This is a genomic window from Anaerotignum lactatifermentans, from assembly GCF_016902535.1.
Taxonomy (GTDB): Bacteria; Bacillota; Clostridia; order Lachnospirales; family Anaerotignaceae; genus Anaerotignum; species Anaerotignum lactatifermentans_A.
Map to the genome: position 1 here is coordinate 1 of NZ_JACSNY010000025.1, position 17,922 is coordinate 17,922.

General features: G+C 45.6%; 15 protein-coding genes. All 15 read right to left on the bottom strand.

Annotated elements, in window-relative coordinates:
- Positions 1-35 precede the first annotated feature (35 nt).
- The 15 genes from H9X84_RS12165 to H9X84_RS12235 all read right to left on the bottom strand — a co-directional run bounded on the left by H9X84_RS12165 (position 36) and on the right by H9X84_RS12235 (position 17,243).
- Positions 36-626, bottom strand: coding sequence for a recombinase family protein (locus H9X84_RS12165; protein WP_205133946.1), 591 nt, complete (start codon positions 624-626; stop codon positions 36-38).
- 212 nt (positions 627-838) lie between these two features.
- Entirely contained in the window at positions 839-1,150 is a 312-nt protein-coding gene (locus H9X84_RS12170; protein ID WP_205133947.1) for a hypothetical protein, read from the bottom strand.
- 37 nt (positions 1,151-1,187) lie between these two features.
- Positions 1,188-2,255, bottom strand: coding sequence for a PepSY domain-containing protein (locus tag H9X84_RS12175; protein WP_205133948.1), 1,068 nt, complete (start codon positions 2,253-2,255; stop codon positions 1,188-1,190).
- Between the two features lie 47 nt (positions 2,256-2,302).
- Entirely contained in the window at positions 2,303-3,100 is a 798-nt protein-coding gene (locus H9X84_RS12180) for a PepSY domain-containing protein (protein WP_205133949.1), read from the bottom strand.
- A 165-nt stretch (positions 3,101-3,265) separates the two neighbouring features.
- Positions 3,266-4,609: a sensor histidine kinase gene (locus H9X84_RS12185; protein WP_205133950.1), complete on the bottom strand. Its 1,344-nt coding sequence runs from the start codon at positions 4,607-4,609 to the stop codon at positions 3,266-3,268.
- Positions 4,606-5,289, bottom strand: a complete 684-nt coding sequence (locus tag H9X84_RS12190) for a response regulator transcription factor (RefSeq protein WP_205133951.1) — start codon at positions 5,287-5,289, stop codon at positions 4,606-4,608. The genes H9X84_RS12185 and H9X84_RS12190 overlap by 4 nt, the downstream gene beginning before the upstream one ends.
- Positions 5,290-5,584: 295 nt before the next feature.
- A complete protein-coding gene (rbr, locus tag H9X84_RS12195; RefSeq protein WP_205133952.1) occupies positions 5,585-7,636 on the bottom strand; it encodes a rubrerythrin in 2,052 nt (683 codons plus the stop codon).
- Between the two features lie 278 nt (positions 7,637-7,914).
- Complete coding sequence (locus tag H9X84_RS12200) at positions 7,915-8,079, bottom strand: hypothetical protein (protein ID WP_205133953.1); 165 nt, start codon at positions 8,077-8,079, stop codon at positions 7,915-7,917.
- Positions 8,080-8,104: 25 nt separating this feature from the next.
- Positions 8,105-9,160, bottom strand: coding sequence for a hypothetical protein (locus H9X84_RS12205; protein WP_205133954.1), 1,056 nt, complete (start codon positions 9,158-9,160; stop codon positions 8,105-8,107).
- Positions 9,161-9,180: 20 nt separating this feature from the next.
- Complete coding sequence (locus H9X84_RS12210) at positions 9,181-10,692, bottom strand: leucine-rich repeat domain-containing protein (RefSeq protein WP_205133955.1); 1,512 nt, start codon at positions 10,690-10,692, stop codon at positions 9,181-9,183.
- 15 nt (positions 10,693-10,707) lie between these two features.
- Positions 10,708-11,847 carry a BRCT domain-containing protein gene (locus H9X84_RS12215; protein ID WP_205133956.1) on the bottom strand — a complete coding sequence of 380 codons (1,140 nt, stop codon included), beginning with the start codon at positions 11,845-11,847 and terminating at the stop codon, positions 10,708-10,710.
- Between the two features lie 440 nt (positions 11,848-12,287).
- Positions 12,288-12,683, bottom strand: coding sequence for a pyridoxamine 5'-phosphate oxidase family protein (locus H9X84_RS12220; protein WP_205133957.1), 396 nt, complete (start codon positions 12,681-12,683; stop codon positions 12,288-12,290).
- An 894-nt stretch (positions 12,684-13,577) separates the two neighbouring features.
- Positions 13,578-15,536 (bottom strand): DUF3732 domain-containing protein, encoded by a 1,959-nt coding sequence (locus H9X84_RS12225; RefSeq protein WP_205133958.1) that lies wholly within the window; start codon positions 15,534-15,536, stop codon positions 13,578-13,580.
- A 1-nt stretch (position 15,537) separates the two neighbouring features.
- Complete coding sequence (locus H9X84_RS12230) at positions 15,538-16,032, bottom strand: three component ABC system middle component (protein WP_072853725.1); 495 nt, start codon at positions 16,030-16,032, stop codon at positions 15,538-15,540.
- On the bottom strand, positions 16,029-17,243 hold the full coding sequence (locus H9X84_RS12235; RefSeq protein ID WP_205133959.1) for an ABC-three component system protein: 1,215 nt from the start codon (positions 17,241-17,243) through the stop codon (positions 16,029-16,031). The genes H9X84_RS12230 and H9X84_RS12235 overlap by 4 nt, the downstream gene beginning before the upstream one ends.
- Between the last annotated feature and the right edge of the window lie 679 nt (positions 17,244-17,922).

Here is a 17,922-nt window from a genome sequence, read left to right on the forward strand (position 1 = left end):
TGTTTCAAAAGGTGTACTTTTTGGAACAGATCCCTTTATTTGTCCTTCAGGCGGCGGTAAAACGTCGCCCGGCTCATTTGACAGCGTTCCAGCAGGCACATCAGCGGTATCTTCTCCTGCCGCCATTGTTCCACCAGCGGCCAGAAATCCTCCGGCAACGGCTTTTCCGGCCTGCCGAAACGAACGCCTCTGGCCTTTGCGGCGGCAATGCCCTCGGCCTGCCTCTGGCGGATATTGCTGCGCTCGTTTTCCGCCACAAAGGAGAGGACCTGCAATACAATATCGCTTAAAAACGTCCCCATCAGATCCTTTCCCCGCCGGGTATCCAGCATGGGCATCTCCAGCACAACAATATCCACTCCCTTTTCCTTGGTCAGAATACGCCACTGCTCCAGAATCTCGCCGTAATTGCGCCCCAGCCGGTCGATGCTTTTGATATAGAGCAGATCGTCTCTCTCCAGCCGTTTCATCATCTGCAAATATTGGGGCCGCTGAAAATCCTTTCCCGACTGCTTATCCATAAAGATCCCATCCAGTGCCACATCCATCTGGCGCAAGGCAACAAGCTGACGCTCCTCATTCTGTTCCCTGGTGCTGACGCGAATGTATCCGTATTTTTTGCCCATGCTCTCTCTCCTTATCCTTTTTTGGTGTCTCTATCATCATTTCGTAAAACATCACAAAAAAGCAATCTCATTTCCCACTGCACAGAATAAAAAACAGTTCTGAAACTAGCTTAGGCAAAACAGACAGATATGATACATGCCTTTTGAAACAGAACAAGGCCCCTTGCCAGGTATTCCGCCTGACAAAGGGCCAATTTGCATCTTTCTTTTTTCTATTCCTCCGCCATCATTTCCGCCTTGGCACGGCAGACAGCGGCGCCGTATCGAAGCAGGATCGCTCCGCTCCACAGCAGGAACGCCAGCAGCAGCGGCTCCTCCATTTCCTCCAGCAGGAAGAACCATGCCATCCCCGGGCCCGCCGTTGTGACCATCCGGAAAAGGATCATCCCCAGCACTGCCGTCACAGGGACCGCCGCCACCGTCAGCAGCAGTGCCAGCAGTCTGGCGCCGCCGCCGGCCATAGACAGATGGGTAGCTTTCTGATTCTCTTTATATACCTGGAACCATGGGTGTTTTCCTTTCATTCACGCACATCCTTTCTTCTTTTGTACTGTAAATTACTTAGTCATAAACGGACTCTGTATCTCTGGACAGGATCTTTCCGCTGACAGCGTCGATTTCAAACTCATGCTCCATGCCGTTGCAGATCAGCTTTACCTCATACTCTGCTCTGCCGTCATCATAATCAAACTCTACCTTTACCACATTAGCAGTTGTAGCGCCGCTGACCTGACCGGCAGCGATGCTCTTTGCCTTTGCCTCACCGATATAAGAACCGGCGGAGGCAGGCGCCTGGTATCCTTCCGCGTCATAATCGAAGCTCAGAACCGCGCCGGTAGAAGCGTCGATCTCATAATCATATTCCGTATAGTCCTTGCCGTAAAATTCCACTTCATATACCCGACGGCCGTTTTCCCAATCCAGCTGGGCTTTGACAAATGTCACCTGACTGCTGGTCAGACCCGCATGGGCCAACGCTTTGCTCTTTGCCTCCTCGGCGGTAATCTGGCCTGCCGTAGTAGTGGTGGAAGTTGTCGGTGTTGTTGTGCCGTTGAAGCTGTCGGCATCTGTTACCACCAGACCATCACTGCTCAAAGTAACGGTCTTTGTGGCTGCGTTCCAGGAAACGCTCTTGCCCATCAGCTGGCCGATGGAGCGCAGGGGCAGATACGTAGAGCCGTTATACAGCATAGGATAGGTTACGTTGCCGCTGGCATCGGTAAAGGTCTGTTTTACGCCGTCCACCATAATGGTAAACTCTTCGCAGATCTGGGCGGAAATATTCTGTACCTTTGCCGAAGTATCCTCTGTCCCCTTTACGGAAGACGCGGTCCGTGTACCGGACAATGTCACTGTCAGTGTATCCTGATCCCAGTTGACATTTTTGCCCATCAGTTCGCCAATGGCTCTCAGGGGCAGGTATGTTGTGCCGTTATATACCACAGGATGGGCTTCCTCGCCGGATACATGATAGAAAGTCCGTTCCACGCCGTCCACCACAATGGTAAAATTGGGCGCCAGCTGTGCCTGTACATTGGTCGCGCCCAAAGCGCTCATGGAAAACGCCATTGTTGTTGCCGCAAATACGGTTGCCGCCAAAGCAGCGCTGAGTCTTTTTGTTTTTTTCATACTTCTTTTCTCCTCTCTAAAAATATACCTTTTCATTTGTTTCTATTTCAACCGCGAATCGCTTCCGCTTCCCATTCCCGGATCGCGCCGCTGTATCCATCGATGCTGAATTCATATTCCATATTGTCGTAATAAATCTTGCCCTCATACTCCAGCCGTCCGTCATCATAATCCGCCTCAAACTCGTAGATGTCTTTGGCTGTCGCTCCGGAAACCTGAGACAGGGCGATGTTTTTTGCCTCTTCCTCTGTGATCTTCTGGGTTCCGGTGCTGGCAGGCTGATAATACTCCGCGTCGTAATCATAGGAAAGAATCTCGCCTGTGGAGGCATTGATCTCGTAATCATACTCCTTGCCGTCTGCGCTGTAAAACTCTACTTCATATTCCCACCGGCCGTCATCCCGGTCCAGCTTTGCCCGAACGAAGGTTACGTTTTCGCTGCTCAGGCCCGCATGGCTGAGGGCGATCTCCTTGGCTTTTTCCTCTGTTATCAGTTCTGCCTGCGTTCCTGTCTGATTGGCTGCCGTCTGACTGTCTGCGGCGCCCTTTCCATCGTCCGCCTTGGACTGGCTTTCAATAATCACTCCGGTGATGGCGTCGATATCATATTCATATTGATAACCGCCGGAGGTGAAATCCACTTCGTAATAAGCGATTCCGTTTTTCGTATCCAATCCGGTCTTTTCCACCACCGCATCCGCCTCTGTGACGCCGGAATCCTGAAAAGCCAGAGCCTTAGCGGCCTCAGTTCCGATATATTCCTCTGTGGCGCCGCTCTTCTGGGCACATCCGCCCAAAAGCACGGCCGCCGCTGCCATCGCTAACATCATCTTTCTATATTTCATAAGAGCCCTCCTCTCCTGATGCTTCTGTTTTCTTTTTGTTGTACTCATAGTATCAACGGAACATGAAATTAACATGAAATTTTTTAAATTTTTGAAAAAATTTCCAATTTTTCTCAAAAGCAAAGCCGCTGCCCCTTTCCGAATGGTCACAGCGGCTTTACAGCCTCATATTTCACAATACTGGGATATGCATAGCGTAAAGGTACTGCCCCGTCCGGGAGCGCTTTCCAGTTCCATCCTTCCGCCATGGAGCTCCGCGATCTTTTTCACCATAGACAGCCCCAGCCCAATGCCGCTGTCGCCGGATCTTGCCGAATCCACCTGATAAAACCGCTGCCAGATCTTCTCCTGCTGCTCTTTGGGGATGCCAATGCCCTCATCCTTCACGGAAAGCCGGATGTCTCCGCCCCGCCGTTCCAGCCGCACCCAGATCTGTCCTGTTTCCCCGCCGTACTTTATGGCGTTGGTAATCAGGTTTTCCAGCAGTCTGGTCATCAGGGATACATCCATCCACATCACAATCTTTTCCTCCACATCCAGATGCAGCCGATCCAGCATATATTCCCCGCAGACAGAGGTCACCAGCTCGCTGAGGTCCCCCTCTTTGAAATTGGCCCGTTCTGTCCCCTGATCCAGTCTCGTCATCTGCAATAGATCCGTCACCAGCGCCGACATTTTTTCCGCCTGCCGCTGGATCATTTCCATGCTTTCCCGCTGTTCCTCTATGGTCTCGTCATATTTCAGGGAATACTCACAGGCCCCTTTGATCACAGAAATCGGGGTGCGCAGTTCGTGGGACGCGTCCGCCGTAAACTGTTTTTCCGCCTCAAAGGATGCCTCCAGACGCTCGAACATCTGGTCAAAGGTACGGACCAGCCTCCCAAACTCATTCCCGCCCTCCGGCACGGGAATCCTGGCCGACAGATCCGCCCCCTCATTGATGGAATCCGCCGTAGAAATGATCTCCTCCAGCGGCCGGAACGCCCGTTTGGCAATCCAAAAGCCGCCAATGGTAGATAGCAGGATAAAAACCGGCATGGCAATGGCCGCCATGGTCAGCAGGTTCTCGATGATGGTAGCGCTTTCCGGCACCTCCGTGATGCCGCGGACCCAGACGCCATTGTCCCAGCCAAAGGAGCGCCACAGATCCATGATATAATAATCCTCATCGCCGGCGGAAACAGTTCTGGTGACCCCATTTTCAAAATCCCCCACCTCCGTCACATTCAACGGCGGCTGACCTGCCAGCAATGTTTTATTCTCACTGTAAATTAAAGTATAAATGCCGTTATGATAAAAACGGAATTCCTCTCCTACCTGAAGCTTGCCGTCCTCCATGGAAATCTGGTTCAGATTTTCCCGCACTGTGGCGGAAATCTGGGTCATAGCCGTCTGGGACGCCACCGAATTGCTTACGGCGATAATAAATCCCAGAACGATCCCCATCATCAGCAGCATCAAAAGCAGATACCACAATGTAATCTTGATTTTAATGGAAATCTTCCTCATTTGTCACCTCCGTCTTCCCGCAGGACCCAGCCCACGCCCCGGATGGTATGGATCAGCTTTGTCTCATAGCCTTCATCTATTTTTTTGCGCAGCCGGCTCATATAAACGTCCACATTATTGGAATTGCCCGAATACTCATAATTCCAGATCCTGTTTTCAATCTGCTCCCGAGAAAGGACCGTGCCTTTATTGCGGATCATATATTCCAGAATGGAAAATTCCTTAGGCAGTACGGCGATCTCCTTTCCGCCCCGCTTCACCACCCGGCTTTCCGCCTCCAGCGTCAGATCTCCCACAGAAAACACATTCCTGCGATTGCCTGTATGCTTTCTGGTGATAGCCCGGATGCGCGCCAGCAGCTCGTCGAAATCAAAGGGCTTCACCAGATAATCGTCCGCCCCCAGATCCAGCCCTTTCACCCGGTCGGCCACACTGTCTCTGGCCGTCAGGAAAAGGATCGGCGTATCCACGCCCTTGGCCCGCAGCTCCTCCACCAGAGAATAGCCGTCCTTTTTCGGCATCATCACATCCAGCACCATAGCGTCGTACTCCGCCCCCAGAAGATGCAGCTGGGCCTCCTCTCCGTCAAAACAGCCGTCCACACTGTATCCCGCCTTCTGTAAGGTCTTAACGATCAGACGGTTCATATCTCTTTCGTCTTCCGCAACCAATATCCGCAATTTGCTCCCCTCCCAGATCAAACCTTCGGTCCCTTCGGGCCATTGTCATTTGTTTTTGTATTTATTATAGCACACCAACCTTGCGCCAGCATGAAAATGCCCCAAAAACATCCGCCCAGAAAAAAATACCGCCGGAATCCTTGTTTCTGCCAAGAATCCCAGCGATATTTTTATGTAACATATTTTGTTTTTGAAACAGCCCTCGCCATACGCTTTAAGAAGCCGGGGAAATCCCCTTCCTTATGGCGCGTCTGCGCCGCCGGGCTGTTTTTCTTCGGTATCTTTTCCTTCTTATTTAATAGTTCTCTTTTCTCACTTCGAAAAAGGCCTGGGGATGCTTGCAGACAGGGCAGATATCCGGCGCCTTTGTGCCGACAACCAGGTGTCCGCAGTTGCGGCACTCCCACAGGGTTACGCCGCTTTTTTCAAATACGGCCTTTGTCTCCACATTCTTCAGCAGAGCGCGGTAGCGTTCCTCATGGGCTTTTTCAATGGCAGCCACACCACGGAACTGCTCCGCCAGCTCCAGGAATCCCTCTTCTTCCGCGTCCTGTGCCATACGTTCATACATATCCGTCCATTCGTAGTTCTCGCCTTCCGCCGCGTGAAGCAGGTTTTCCGCCGTGTCTCCCAGTTCGCCCAGCGCCTTGAACCACAGCTTCGCGTGTTCCTTCTCATTTTCCGCCGTTTTCAGGAACAGCTCCGCGATCTGCTCAAAGCCCGCTTTCTTTGCCACAGAAGCGAAATAGGTATATTTGTTTCTGGCCTGAGATTCTCCCGCGAACGCCTCCCACAGATTTTTTTCTGTCTTTGTGCCCGCGTAAGGATTTTTCGGCGTAGGCACCGGTGTCTCTTCCAGCTTCACAAATACGGAAGCATCCTTTTTGCATACAGGACAGACAAAGTCCGCGCTCAGAGGGCCCTCGTGAATATAACCGCATACTGTACATTTCCATTTTTCCATTTTTCTGTCTCCTTTCTTCTGAAAAATATTACTTTTATCCTCATACTGCGTGTGCAGCATTTTTTCCGCCATTTCACTCAACGGGCTGCCGTAAAAGGCCTCATATACCGCTTTGATCTCCGGGTTTTCGTGACTGCGGCGCACCGTCAGCGCCTCGTCTCTGGCATAAAGGGCGGCAATTCTCTTTTTCCGTATAGCGTCCTGATCCTGCCCCACTGCCTTCGGCTGACCGCCGCCGCCGATACAGCCGCCGGGGCATGTCATCACTTCGATAAAATCATATGATTTGCCACCTTCTTTCATGCGCTCTATCAGCGCTCCGGCGTTTTTCGTGCCGTGTACTACCGCCACCCGCAGCGTCAGATCGCCTATGGCGACCTCCGCCTCCCGGATTCCATCGTATCCACGCACCTCCGCCAGCCGAATCAGATCTTCCGGCGCGTCTTCCTTCCGCAAAAAGCTGTATGCCGTCCGTAGCGCCGCCTCCATAACACCGCCGGTATTGCCGAAGATTACGCCCGCCCCGGAGGCCTCGCCCATCAGACGATCATAGGCGCTGTCCTCCAGCGCCGCAAAGTCAATGCCCGCTTCTTTGGCCCACAGAGCCAGTTCTCTGGTAGTGATGACATAATCCATATCCCGCATGTTCTCGTCGCCGTAATAGGTACCCGCGGCACCCATTTCCTTTCTGCGGATCTCAAACTTCTTCGCTGTACAGGGTGTCAGCGCCACATTGACGATCCGGCGAGGGTCCAGCCCCATCTTTTTGGCGAAATACGTCTTGATGGTAGGCCCCTGCATGCCGATGGGGCTTTTCGCCGTAGATAAATGGGGCAGCAGCTCCGGATAATAGAGCTCCATATAATTCACCCATGCCGGGCAGCAGCTGGTAAACTGGGGCAGCGGCCGGTCCTTTTCCGTAATCCTGCGGATCAGCTCGCTGGCCTCCTCCACTATGGTCAAATCGGCGGCGAAATTGGTATCCAGCACATAGTCCACGCCCAGCCGCCGCAGCAGCGCCACCATCTTCCCCTGCACAAAGCTGCCGTCCTCCATGCCGAAGGCTTCGCCCAACGCCGCTCTGACAGAAGGGGAGGTGCTGACAATGACGATCTTCTCCCGGCTGGCCACCGCCGCTTTTACTTCCTCAAACTCATATTTTTCCACGATACTGTCCACCGGACAGACATTGGCACATTGTCCGCAGTTGATGCAGACCGCCTTTCCTCCCGTCTCCTCCAGCGTATAGGTACCGTGGACCCCGATGTCCTTTGTGCAGACCTCTCTGCACATCCCACATTTTACGCATTTCTCCTCTATCCTATGGATACTTACATTATCCGGCTCAATGGGAACACGGACATTCAATGGCATATGACCCATTTCACATCTCCTTTCTGAATGTATCTTTTGGTTACCCACATCATACTAAAAACAGCACCCAAAGACAACTGTCTTTCTCAAATAGCCGCGGGAAAAATTCCGCCGGTTCATCCCCTGTTTTTCGTATAATTTTACCTGCAACTTTTTCCCTGGTTTTCGCCTCTTTCCCGCCAACAAAAAAAGCGCCGGCCCCCTCTGACAGGCTTCCCTTGCACATCCTTGGGAAAGCCCTCCAGGGGACCAGCGCCCTATGCTGCTGTTTTAGCGCGATACAAAACTCAGTATCCATATTCCTTCGCGATCTTTTTCAATTCTTCCGCGTCCGCGTTTTTGATGCGGCTTTCATCCAGTATCATAGCCGGCATACCAGCCATCGTTCCGGCGTAAACATCTGAGAGCAGTTTGCTTCTGAGTTCTTCTGTATCGCTGTCATGTTTTCCCATGAGACATGCTCCTTTCTCATCAATTTCACAAATCTTCATCGTCCCATTCGTCCTCCCAGTCCTCCTCGTCATCATCCTCCAAAAGTTCCACACGAGGCGGTCTGAAGTCAAAGTAATGGGCTTCTTCCGGGAAATTCCACTGAGCAATGGCTTCCGCGGATATCCTTTCCATCATACAGCCAAAGAAATACTCCCCGCCATCCGGGCTCATGAAATGGGGCTTTTCTTTTTGATATTCCACAGAAATATCCAGACTCATATCTGCCATACAAATTTTGAAAAGGTATGTAATAAACTGTTCCGGATATTCCTGCCAAGGCCGGTCTCCACTGAAAAAATCATCCACAGAAAATTCATGTTCAAAAGCCTCTTCCAGTGTACCGAAAATCTCTTTTGCATCATCTCCAAGGAATAATTGTCCGCCAACATTTGCCCATGCGCCATCTTTACGAGTCAGAACCGCATGGCGGAAAGAGTATTCCATAACCAGAAGGTTTTTGCCAAAATCTGTTTCCAGAGGAGGATTCAGCTCATATTCCAGATACTCTTCCATAGATATTGTATTGGAATAAAAATCGAACATGCAGCCATTCCCTTTCACATCTTCAGCCGTATACCGCATCCGCACCGCCGCCATTTTCTGAGATGCTTCTTTGTCATCCAGATAGCACTCCAGCTTCCATACATCATCATCCACACGGGCACTGCAAATGGTGTCAGAGCCTACGGGAGAATAAAAGCTATAATAATCCATCGTATCGGTCACAGAAAATGTGATCTCCACTCCCACAGAGATCTCCAGCTGGGGATGGGCCTTGGCGATCTGATTGATAAAATCCAGTACCACCAAAGCGATGTTGGAAAAATGATCCCATGTCAGGGTCGCTTCTTCCTCTGTATTGGGAATCGTCTCTAAGCGATTCTGCAGCATGGAACTGATATACTTTGCTTCCGATTCTACCTCAGGATTGATATAATTCTCCGGCAATGTTTTCACCCAGTTTTCGATCACTTCCGGAATATCCTGCATCAGCGCGCCACTGCCGTAAATCCCTACTTGAAAATCACCGTCATACCGCATGAAACATCCCTCCTTACAAATCAAACCAGCTCAAAGCGAATCTTCTTTTTCGCCGCGTATCTATGGGCTACAGAGCCTTTCTTCACCTGCAAGATCAATTTATACTCAAATACCCCAAACAGCTCCTGTGCCTTGGCATAAGCAGCAAAGATACCCTCTCCGCCGTCATCGATCTGCGTGACAGAAGCAGGAATAGCAAATTTCCGCTTGCTGTAGCCCCATTCCCCAGGAAGTACCGGGCCATAGTTAAAACCGCAGGCGTATAAACATTCCTTACCAAGATAAATTAAACCTTCCGGAAGGGTTATGTCCATTAACCTTTCGCAATAATATAAAGCCTGGTCATCTATTTTTATCACCCCTGCTGGAATATCCAGTTTTTCCAGAGAGCGACAATTCTTGAATACCTTTCTTGCCAAAACGAGCACGCCTTTTGGCAGATCTGCTTTTTTAAGTGCTTTGCAGTCCTCAAAAACAGAAGAGCCAATGGCTGTGCAGCTTTCCGGCAGTACAGCCTCCTCCAAAGAAATACAGCCCTGAAAAGCGTTATTTTTGATCCATGTTACACCCTCTGGCACAATTACTTTTTCAACATACTCATTTCCCTGAAAAGCGCCTGCGCCAATGGCTGTGATTTGTTTGCCGTCGATTTCGCCAGGTATTTCAATCACGCTTTCCTCGCCTTGGTAGGACTTAATTTCGGCGCTGCCATCTTCCAGTACTTCGATTTCAAATGTTCCCTTTTCTGCTGTTCTTTCAGGTGCTGTGCTTAAGAGATATTCCAGTATTTTTTCTCTTTTACCGCGCTTTGCCGCCGCTATAAATTTTCTTCTGCACTTATCGATATTAGGATATGTCTTTAAGCAGGCAAGCAGATAACACTCAGCAGGTTTTGTGAAACCTTCTCCTGATATCCTCTCTTCCATTTCAGGGTCCATATCCATATACATATAGTGTATTTTTACATTACCTAAGAACTCAAATTCTTCCAATTTACGGCAATCGCTGAAAACGCCATCTTCTATTTCTGTTATCCCTTTGGGAACGATCATTTTTTTCATTTCACTGTACTGAAAAGCACCCGTGCCGATTTTTTTCAAAGAATCCGGCAAAGTGATTTCATCACAGTGTGAATTTTGGAAAGCAAATGCTTCTAACTCCTCCACGCCTTCCGGCACAGTATATTTTCCTGTCTTTTGGCAAGGCGCCTTGATGAGTTTTTTGCCGTCTTTGGTGTAAAGCACACCATCCACATCCTTCAAATACGGGTTTTCAGGGTCCACTGTGATTTTGTTTAAGGCTCTTGCGCCGTAAAGAGTACCAAGCCACACATTAGGCACATTTTTAGGGATAGAAATACTCTCTATTTCATTTGAGTTTTCTGCTGAAATGGCAACCGTAAATTCTCCTTCCGCTTTTGCGATCAGCTCCTCAGGTATAACCATGTCTTTGTCTTCGCCTTTATAGTTCAAGTCCCATCTTTCTTTGTTCCAACCGGCATTATTAAACTCAAAATCATTTATATTGCTCATATGTACTCAGCTCCTTTACTGCAAAAATCTGAATAGATCGTACTCCGTTATAATTTTAATATCTTTGCCCTTTTCTTTTTCTTCAAGAGCCTTTTCAACTTTTTTGGCGCCGGCCGAGCCAAAATCGCCGATCACCAGATAATTGGTCTTGCCGCTGACAGCGCCGGTACATCTGCCGCCTTTTGCGGCAATCATATTTTCAACTTCTTTTCTGTCGCCGTCACAGTTTTGGAAGTCGCCAGTCAGCACAAATGCCTTTCCTTCAAATGTAAGGCTGTCGATGTCCTCTGTCGGATATTCCGGCTCCGTATCCCAGTCGTTTACATCTTCGTCTTCTTCGTCTTCTTCGTCTTCATCATTATCTTCGTCGTAACGATGCTCAAAATATGCATCTTCATAGCCTTCATCTATATTTTCCTCTACAGTGCAGCCAAACATATCCTCGTATGCTCCGTTAAATTCTTCCCACTCCTCTGTATCAGGAGAAAACTCGAGAAAGAAGTCAATAAACGGGTCGTCTCCAAACTCGCTTAAACATCCTATTATTTCCTCATAGTCATCTGTATCTTCAAATATATCTGTAGGTGCTACATTATTTTTCACCCACTTGCGCAGTTTCTTTCTGTCCACATCCGAGAGGAAATTTTCAAAAAAGTCTACGGCAGCATTAAGAGCATCTTTATCGTCCCATGTAGGAACAATATCCTCACAGGATATGACTTGGTAGCTGATGCAGCTGCCATCCTCGGAAATAAACTGGCCAATTTCATGGACATGACTACCAAAGCCTTCTTCCACATCCTCAAAATCAACCTCAATAATAAGGTTATTTTCGCTCATTATTTTCAGGAAGTTATCATACTGCTCCTCTGTGGTAGTATGAATAGGCTCGCCATTGGGTCTTTTGGGATTGTCTTTAAACCACTGTCTTGACCAGTCCTCAAAAGAATCCAGTGTGCTGGAAAAAGCCCATCTGCCGCAGCCATAAAACTCCGCTGTCAGATGCTCCTCATCAAAATCGCTGTAGCAGCCCTGGATACCGTACTCACCATAAAATCCCCACAATTCCAGCACCGGTTCAAAAGCATCAATGGCTTCCTGTGTCCAGTCTCCTTTTAATGTGATTTTTCCATGTGCGCTTGAAATATTTGCCATAACTCCTCGCCTCCCCATATATTTTGAAATAACAGCCGAAACAGCCGATGTTTTCTCTCCAGGAGAGCAGGCATACGCTTTTCATCCAACCGTTTCCACATTTTTTATTATTTTACATACATTTTTACCCCAACAATCTCACAAATAAAATCAGACACCAGCTATATACATAAGTATATCACGATTCTTTCCACATTTCCTTGTATATATTTTATAAAAATTTTATTTTTATGGCAATTTTTCTCCTGCGCATGTAATTTTCCCCCCAAAATACAGCCGCTGCTTTTCCCGGAAAATAAAAAACATCCATCACCGGCAGACTCCCGGAAAAGCAAAAATCGCCGGAATCCTTGCAGCGCAAAGAACTCCGGCGATTTTATGGATAAAAATTGCTTTCTCGAGACGAACCCTCTCAGGATACCTTTTTATACCGGCTCCTGTTAAAATTCGATAACTCTGGACGGTTCTGTAAAAGAATCAATGGTGGCGGTGCCATGCTCAAAATAGAACACAGTCATTACGCCGTCATCGGCATGGTACATGGCGCCCAGAGATTCCTTGTTTTCCTCCAGCATGGCTACACGGGCTTCTCTGCGCAGATCCTCTTTGACAGTCCCTTCGATACGCATCCAGGTATTCTTGTACATCCCGCAGATCGCTACGTTTTCGTTGTTCTTCATCTGGTGATATACCTTCTTCTGGTTGCCAGTAATGAGATAAAGTTTCCCCTCAAACAGGCAGACCGCGCCAAAGGGACGTACATGAGGCTTTCCTTCCTCACAGGTCGCGACATAAAAAACGCCGCAGGATTTTATATAACGATAGATTTCTTCCATATTAAAGACTCCTTTCTAAAAAAATACGATTACGGTTCTTACAGCTTTATTATACTACCGGAACTAGAAGAATGGCGATATTCTGCAAAAAAAGCAGTGTGATACACACTGCTTTTTGATTTTCTTATTGGGTTGCTTATTCTTCGTCCAGTTTGCATAAGGCTGGGATAAGTATGCCCTGTGAACCTGGTACCCCCTTAGCGTAAGCTCCTTAGTCGAATTATGTTATTTCGTTGTTCTTTCCCAAAGAATATGAGTATTGAAATATCTTAATTTTGGTAAAATACCAAAATCAAAACTCCCTGTGAAACCAGGAAGCTTTGATTTTCGCATTTAAAGATATGGCATTGTTATAATTGGCTTCTTACCAGTATTAATTCTCAATGATTCTTTGTGTCATTATCATTTCTAACTTAAAGTGTATTTCAATTTTGCATTCGTTCACTACAATGATTGTTTGAATTAAGATTCTAATGAGGCTATCATCATATTTCTTTAATTCGTGCTTTCCCATTTTTCTTAGAAATATCACTACCGAAATCACGCCATTATCTTAATAGCCTCTCTATCATCGTAGATGCAAAAACGCTGTCCAGTATGCTAGGACACTTCGTACTGAAATTGTTATGAACGACTATACGTATATCAGCAACGATATGTAGAAAGGTGAGGCTGAGAAAAATCAGTAACTTCATAAGATTGGCTACGGTCAAATAGAAGCCATAGCCACCTAGTTCATCGAAAGAAAGTATCTGTAAGGTGATATGTTTGAGAGATTGGAATAAAAGAATTAAAATAATACATTCAAAAAAGGACTCACATACACAGTTAATGCATCTGTGAGTCCTTCTCTATTTAGCAAGAAGACATGGTTACACAAGTTGACTAAAGTTTTTACTCTAACCACTCAATCGGAACAAGTTTAACATTATTTCTCCATTTTTCAACCAAATGAATGCAAGAATCTGGTATGTTTCCCCATATATCATCATCAGCATGTTCAGTCACAATAATCTGAATGTCAAAACCTGCATTTTTTACAAATGAGGATAAGCTATCAAATATCTTTCTAACCGCATTTTTATCATCATCATTTAATTGCGGTGTATCCTCATCTGCAAAATACCGAGTACGCGGAAAATAGACTTGACTTGGCTGATCAAAAATAATAAAGTTTGGCACATTCACGCTCGACTTGGTTTGAAAAAAACGTTGTAATGCCAATATCAATGCTATATGATAAGATAGCCAATTGGATGCACTACCAATCTCCCATAGATAATCATCACGTCCTGTTTGGCTTTTTACCCGCACAGTCAAATCTTTTATAACAAACTCTACGGGATCATCAGGATGTTCAACATCTAGTTGAGTGAGAATCTTTCCCATCTCTGTCTTCAAAAAACCCAGTGCATAGTCCAGTTTACGTCTTATTGCAGACTCATTAATTTCTTTTTTCAATTGCTCTATGCGAGCGTTTACCTCGTCGAGCTTAGCTTGAAGTTCGCTATCTGTGCCAATATGTTCATAAGTGCTTATTGCGGCATCTATGCGTCCAAGAAAACGAGAAATAGATTCCATGGTATAACTTTCTTCGCGCTGGATTGCAAGTGCTTGAGACTCAACTATAATACGTTTTTGAATAGCTTCCAATTTATCAGCTAACTCTTGTATTTGTACCTGAACAATTTGAAGTTCTCTCTCAAAAGCAGCTGGAACAACGACCATCTCAGTCGTGCTGCGTTCCATGTGTTCGAGTGCAGTGCACAAAGCATTTACATCTTCCATGACATTTTCATGGCTTGGTTGGAAAATAGGAAGTATATTGCGTTCTGTCAAGTTGGACCGTATCCAAGTTGATATATCAAGACGTTCAAGCTGAATTTGCAGTGATTTGTCATATTTCCCCATGGATTGCATTAATTGAAGCATGTCTGTGTGGCGTTTCCGTGCAGAAAACAATTCGCTAGATATCTGCTGTTCTTCTTGCCGCAACGCTGCAAGATCCTTTGACAGATCTGTAATATGTTCAGGTGCAACTGAGGCATCTGTAATTCGTTTTTGCGAAATAGTGCGAAGCTCATCAACCTGACGGGTAAACTCATCCGTGTCGCTTGGGATATAATTAGTTAAGCCATATTCATGTGCTTGGCTCAACCAACCAGCAACTTCCTGCTTCCATCCCTCAGCAACGGTTTTGATTTGATCAAGATCTCGCTGAAATCGTTCAGATATCTTTGATAACCTTTCAAATTCTTTTCGTTTGGCGAGAATTTCAGGCGTTACAGCCCCAAGTGCATAAGGGAAGACATCAATGAGTTTTTTTCGATGTTCCATAGTGTCTGCTTTGTAAAATAAAACATCTGCATTAGCAACGATATTTTGCGGCTGAAAAAGAAATGCCACAAAATCGCGGTATGAAGGGCGAAATATGCTTGCGTTGGAATCAAGGTCAAGAAAAGACATTGCAAACAACTCGTTTAGCATATTCTTAATGGATTCAACATTTGCGTTTTTTTCTATGTATTCAGGAATAGTTATTTCTTTGCCACGTGAAATAAACATATCCCCAGTTGATGCTTTATCTCCAGGTTCGCGTCGACAAAGCAGAATTTGTTCTCCCTCCATATCGAAAAGCACGCCAAACCATGAACATGCATTACGGATAACATCCACAGGAATAGTACATTTATCAGAGCCAAGACAATAGTCGATGATTGGGATAAGAGCTGATTTGCCAGTGCGCGAAGCACCAGTAATTATATTGACTGCCCTGCTTTTAAATGGCAAGATACGTGGGGGATACTCTTGCTTTCGTGACCATAAAATGACAGAGTTTATTGCAAAATTCATTTTAAAACCTCACTTTCAACCATTTTCCGATTTCGAGAAGTGTGAGTTCTGAGCACCATCCTCCAAGTTTCTCAGCTGCTGTTATCATATTTCTGCAGTCTCCTTTGGGGACATATTTGTGCATAGTTGTAAGTAACGGAAATACTGTTGCGGTTTCCGTGGAAAGCGACACAAGATTTGCTTCAACGGCAATATTAAATGAATCAAGTGTTAATTCACGCATTTGTATGGCAGTGTTATTCACATAATAAATACTATCGTTTAGCTTTTCCGAAAATAGTTTTTCTGATACCTTTGGCAAACCACTGGCTTTTTGTGTGCTTTTAATTATAGTGCATAGGTCTTGGCGGAGCACAATAGGTAAAATTACGAACAACAAAGGAAAAGGTACCGGCTGATTTTTGTTAGCATAATACCCACAAGTAAACCGCCAGAGCAGGGCTGCACCAATCGCTGGATTTTGTACATATCTTACATCCATATCAAAATTTCTCATATATTATCCTCTTTCAATAGCTTTATATACTGTGGGTGCCATCCAATTTTTGGTGCATCAGCAGGATTATTTGCCATTAACTGCAAGGTCCCACTACCAAAGAAAGGAGGGGTCTCGATACCTTGTAATTTTAGATGTCCAGAATCATCTCTGCATTTAAAGTATACTGCTGTTCCAAAAGAAATGGGGTCTGTTCTGTATTGCAATCCCATAAGATGTTTTTGATTCACCCAGATTCGGTAAAGTGCATCATAATAATCGTCAAAACTTTGTTCGTTTATAAGACCACGCTGTGCCCACTCTATCTTATCAATTTTTGCTCGTAAAAAATCGCTGGCCGCATCAAAGATGATGGAATCATCCACCTCGATTAACTTCAGCTGTCTAATATAGGCATCTAAGCGCTCAACTTCACCGCTTTGCTCAATATGTGAAGGCGGTGATGAGATGGCCCTAAGAACAGCATTTGTGTTACATGCTCTAATTTGCAGCGTCAGAGCTTTCCGATAATCTTCTGAGGAAATGTAGGCAGGCATGTTTTCTTTTGTAAAGGACAACACTTTTTGCGTAACCCAACCGAGCATATCTGTCAGAAGAAGATCAACATATTCAGAAGGTAGTCCCGGTTGATTGGTGAACCGTCGCAAAAGATCTTCATTATAGGTATCATTATGTATTTCAATTTCTATGGATTTAATAATATTGCAGACAATTTGAGATTTTGTATCATCGAAAAGATATTTGATGTAGTCTCTATATGACTCTGGCAAAGTTGCATATATATCAACATTTGACTCTTGCTTAGATGTAGGAAGAATAATTTTTTTTGCATATGTTAGTGCTTTTTGTGCCTCATCATCAGAATGAGCATCCATAAAAGTTTTTTGGATACTACCAGGGGTAATAGTACTGTTTGAAACAACAACAAACCGCAAAATAGCATCAGATGGCAAAGAACCATCTTCAATATAAGTGCACCAGTTATAAAGTGTTTTCCAAAATACAGCAGCTCGATTGGCAACTGGGTTGTTAGCAGATGTAACACTTTTTAATTGTTCAGCAATAACCTTTCCATCAATTTCTACAGCTACATCATCCAGTTTCTCAATACTTACAACACGGTCATCGACAGAAATAAGCTCATAGAGCATATGTATTACCTGAAGCAAATACCCATGTAGCTTATCGGGAACCAGAGTTTTGTTAGCCATTTGCACCCCTCCAATTTTTCTGACATAGACCATAAATTTCTATGGATACCATAAAAGCCGTACGGGAATACCTCCATACGGCTATCTTGGTGGTACAAAGACTCACCGTAAAACCATTATAAAAGATAAGTCTGGAAAAATCAAGAATTGTACATATCTACAATGGAAAATACAGTAATTGTGATAAGGTATTGGCATTTTTTCCAAAGCAATTATACTGCCAGCCGCATTACACTTGAATATAAATTCGCAAAGTGAATCGAATATATTTTCTTAAAGAACATTCCATTATTTTTTATATTCTTCTCATTCTTTTTTCTATACATTAATAGTTCTTTGCCTGACTCCATTTTTCCCTACACTACTATTCCCACCTTAAACCTTACATGCCTTTAATTTAATGAAGCTAACCAACCACCTTACAAAAGCATCATCATACTTCTACAGACGCAGCAGACTTACCAAATCCAATTTCTTATCAAGCAAAGTTTCTATCTGTTTTCGTTCTTCCTTATTATTTTCGGCCCCTTGCTTTTCCTCTTTGAGCAAGTTCAATTTTTGAAGTATTTCTTGGATCTATATTAAATAAGTAGACACGATTTATAAACAGATGTACCATAATGTTAGACACCAAAAGGAGGTATCTTTATGACTAAAAAAAATTATTATGATGAGGATT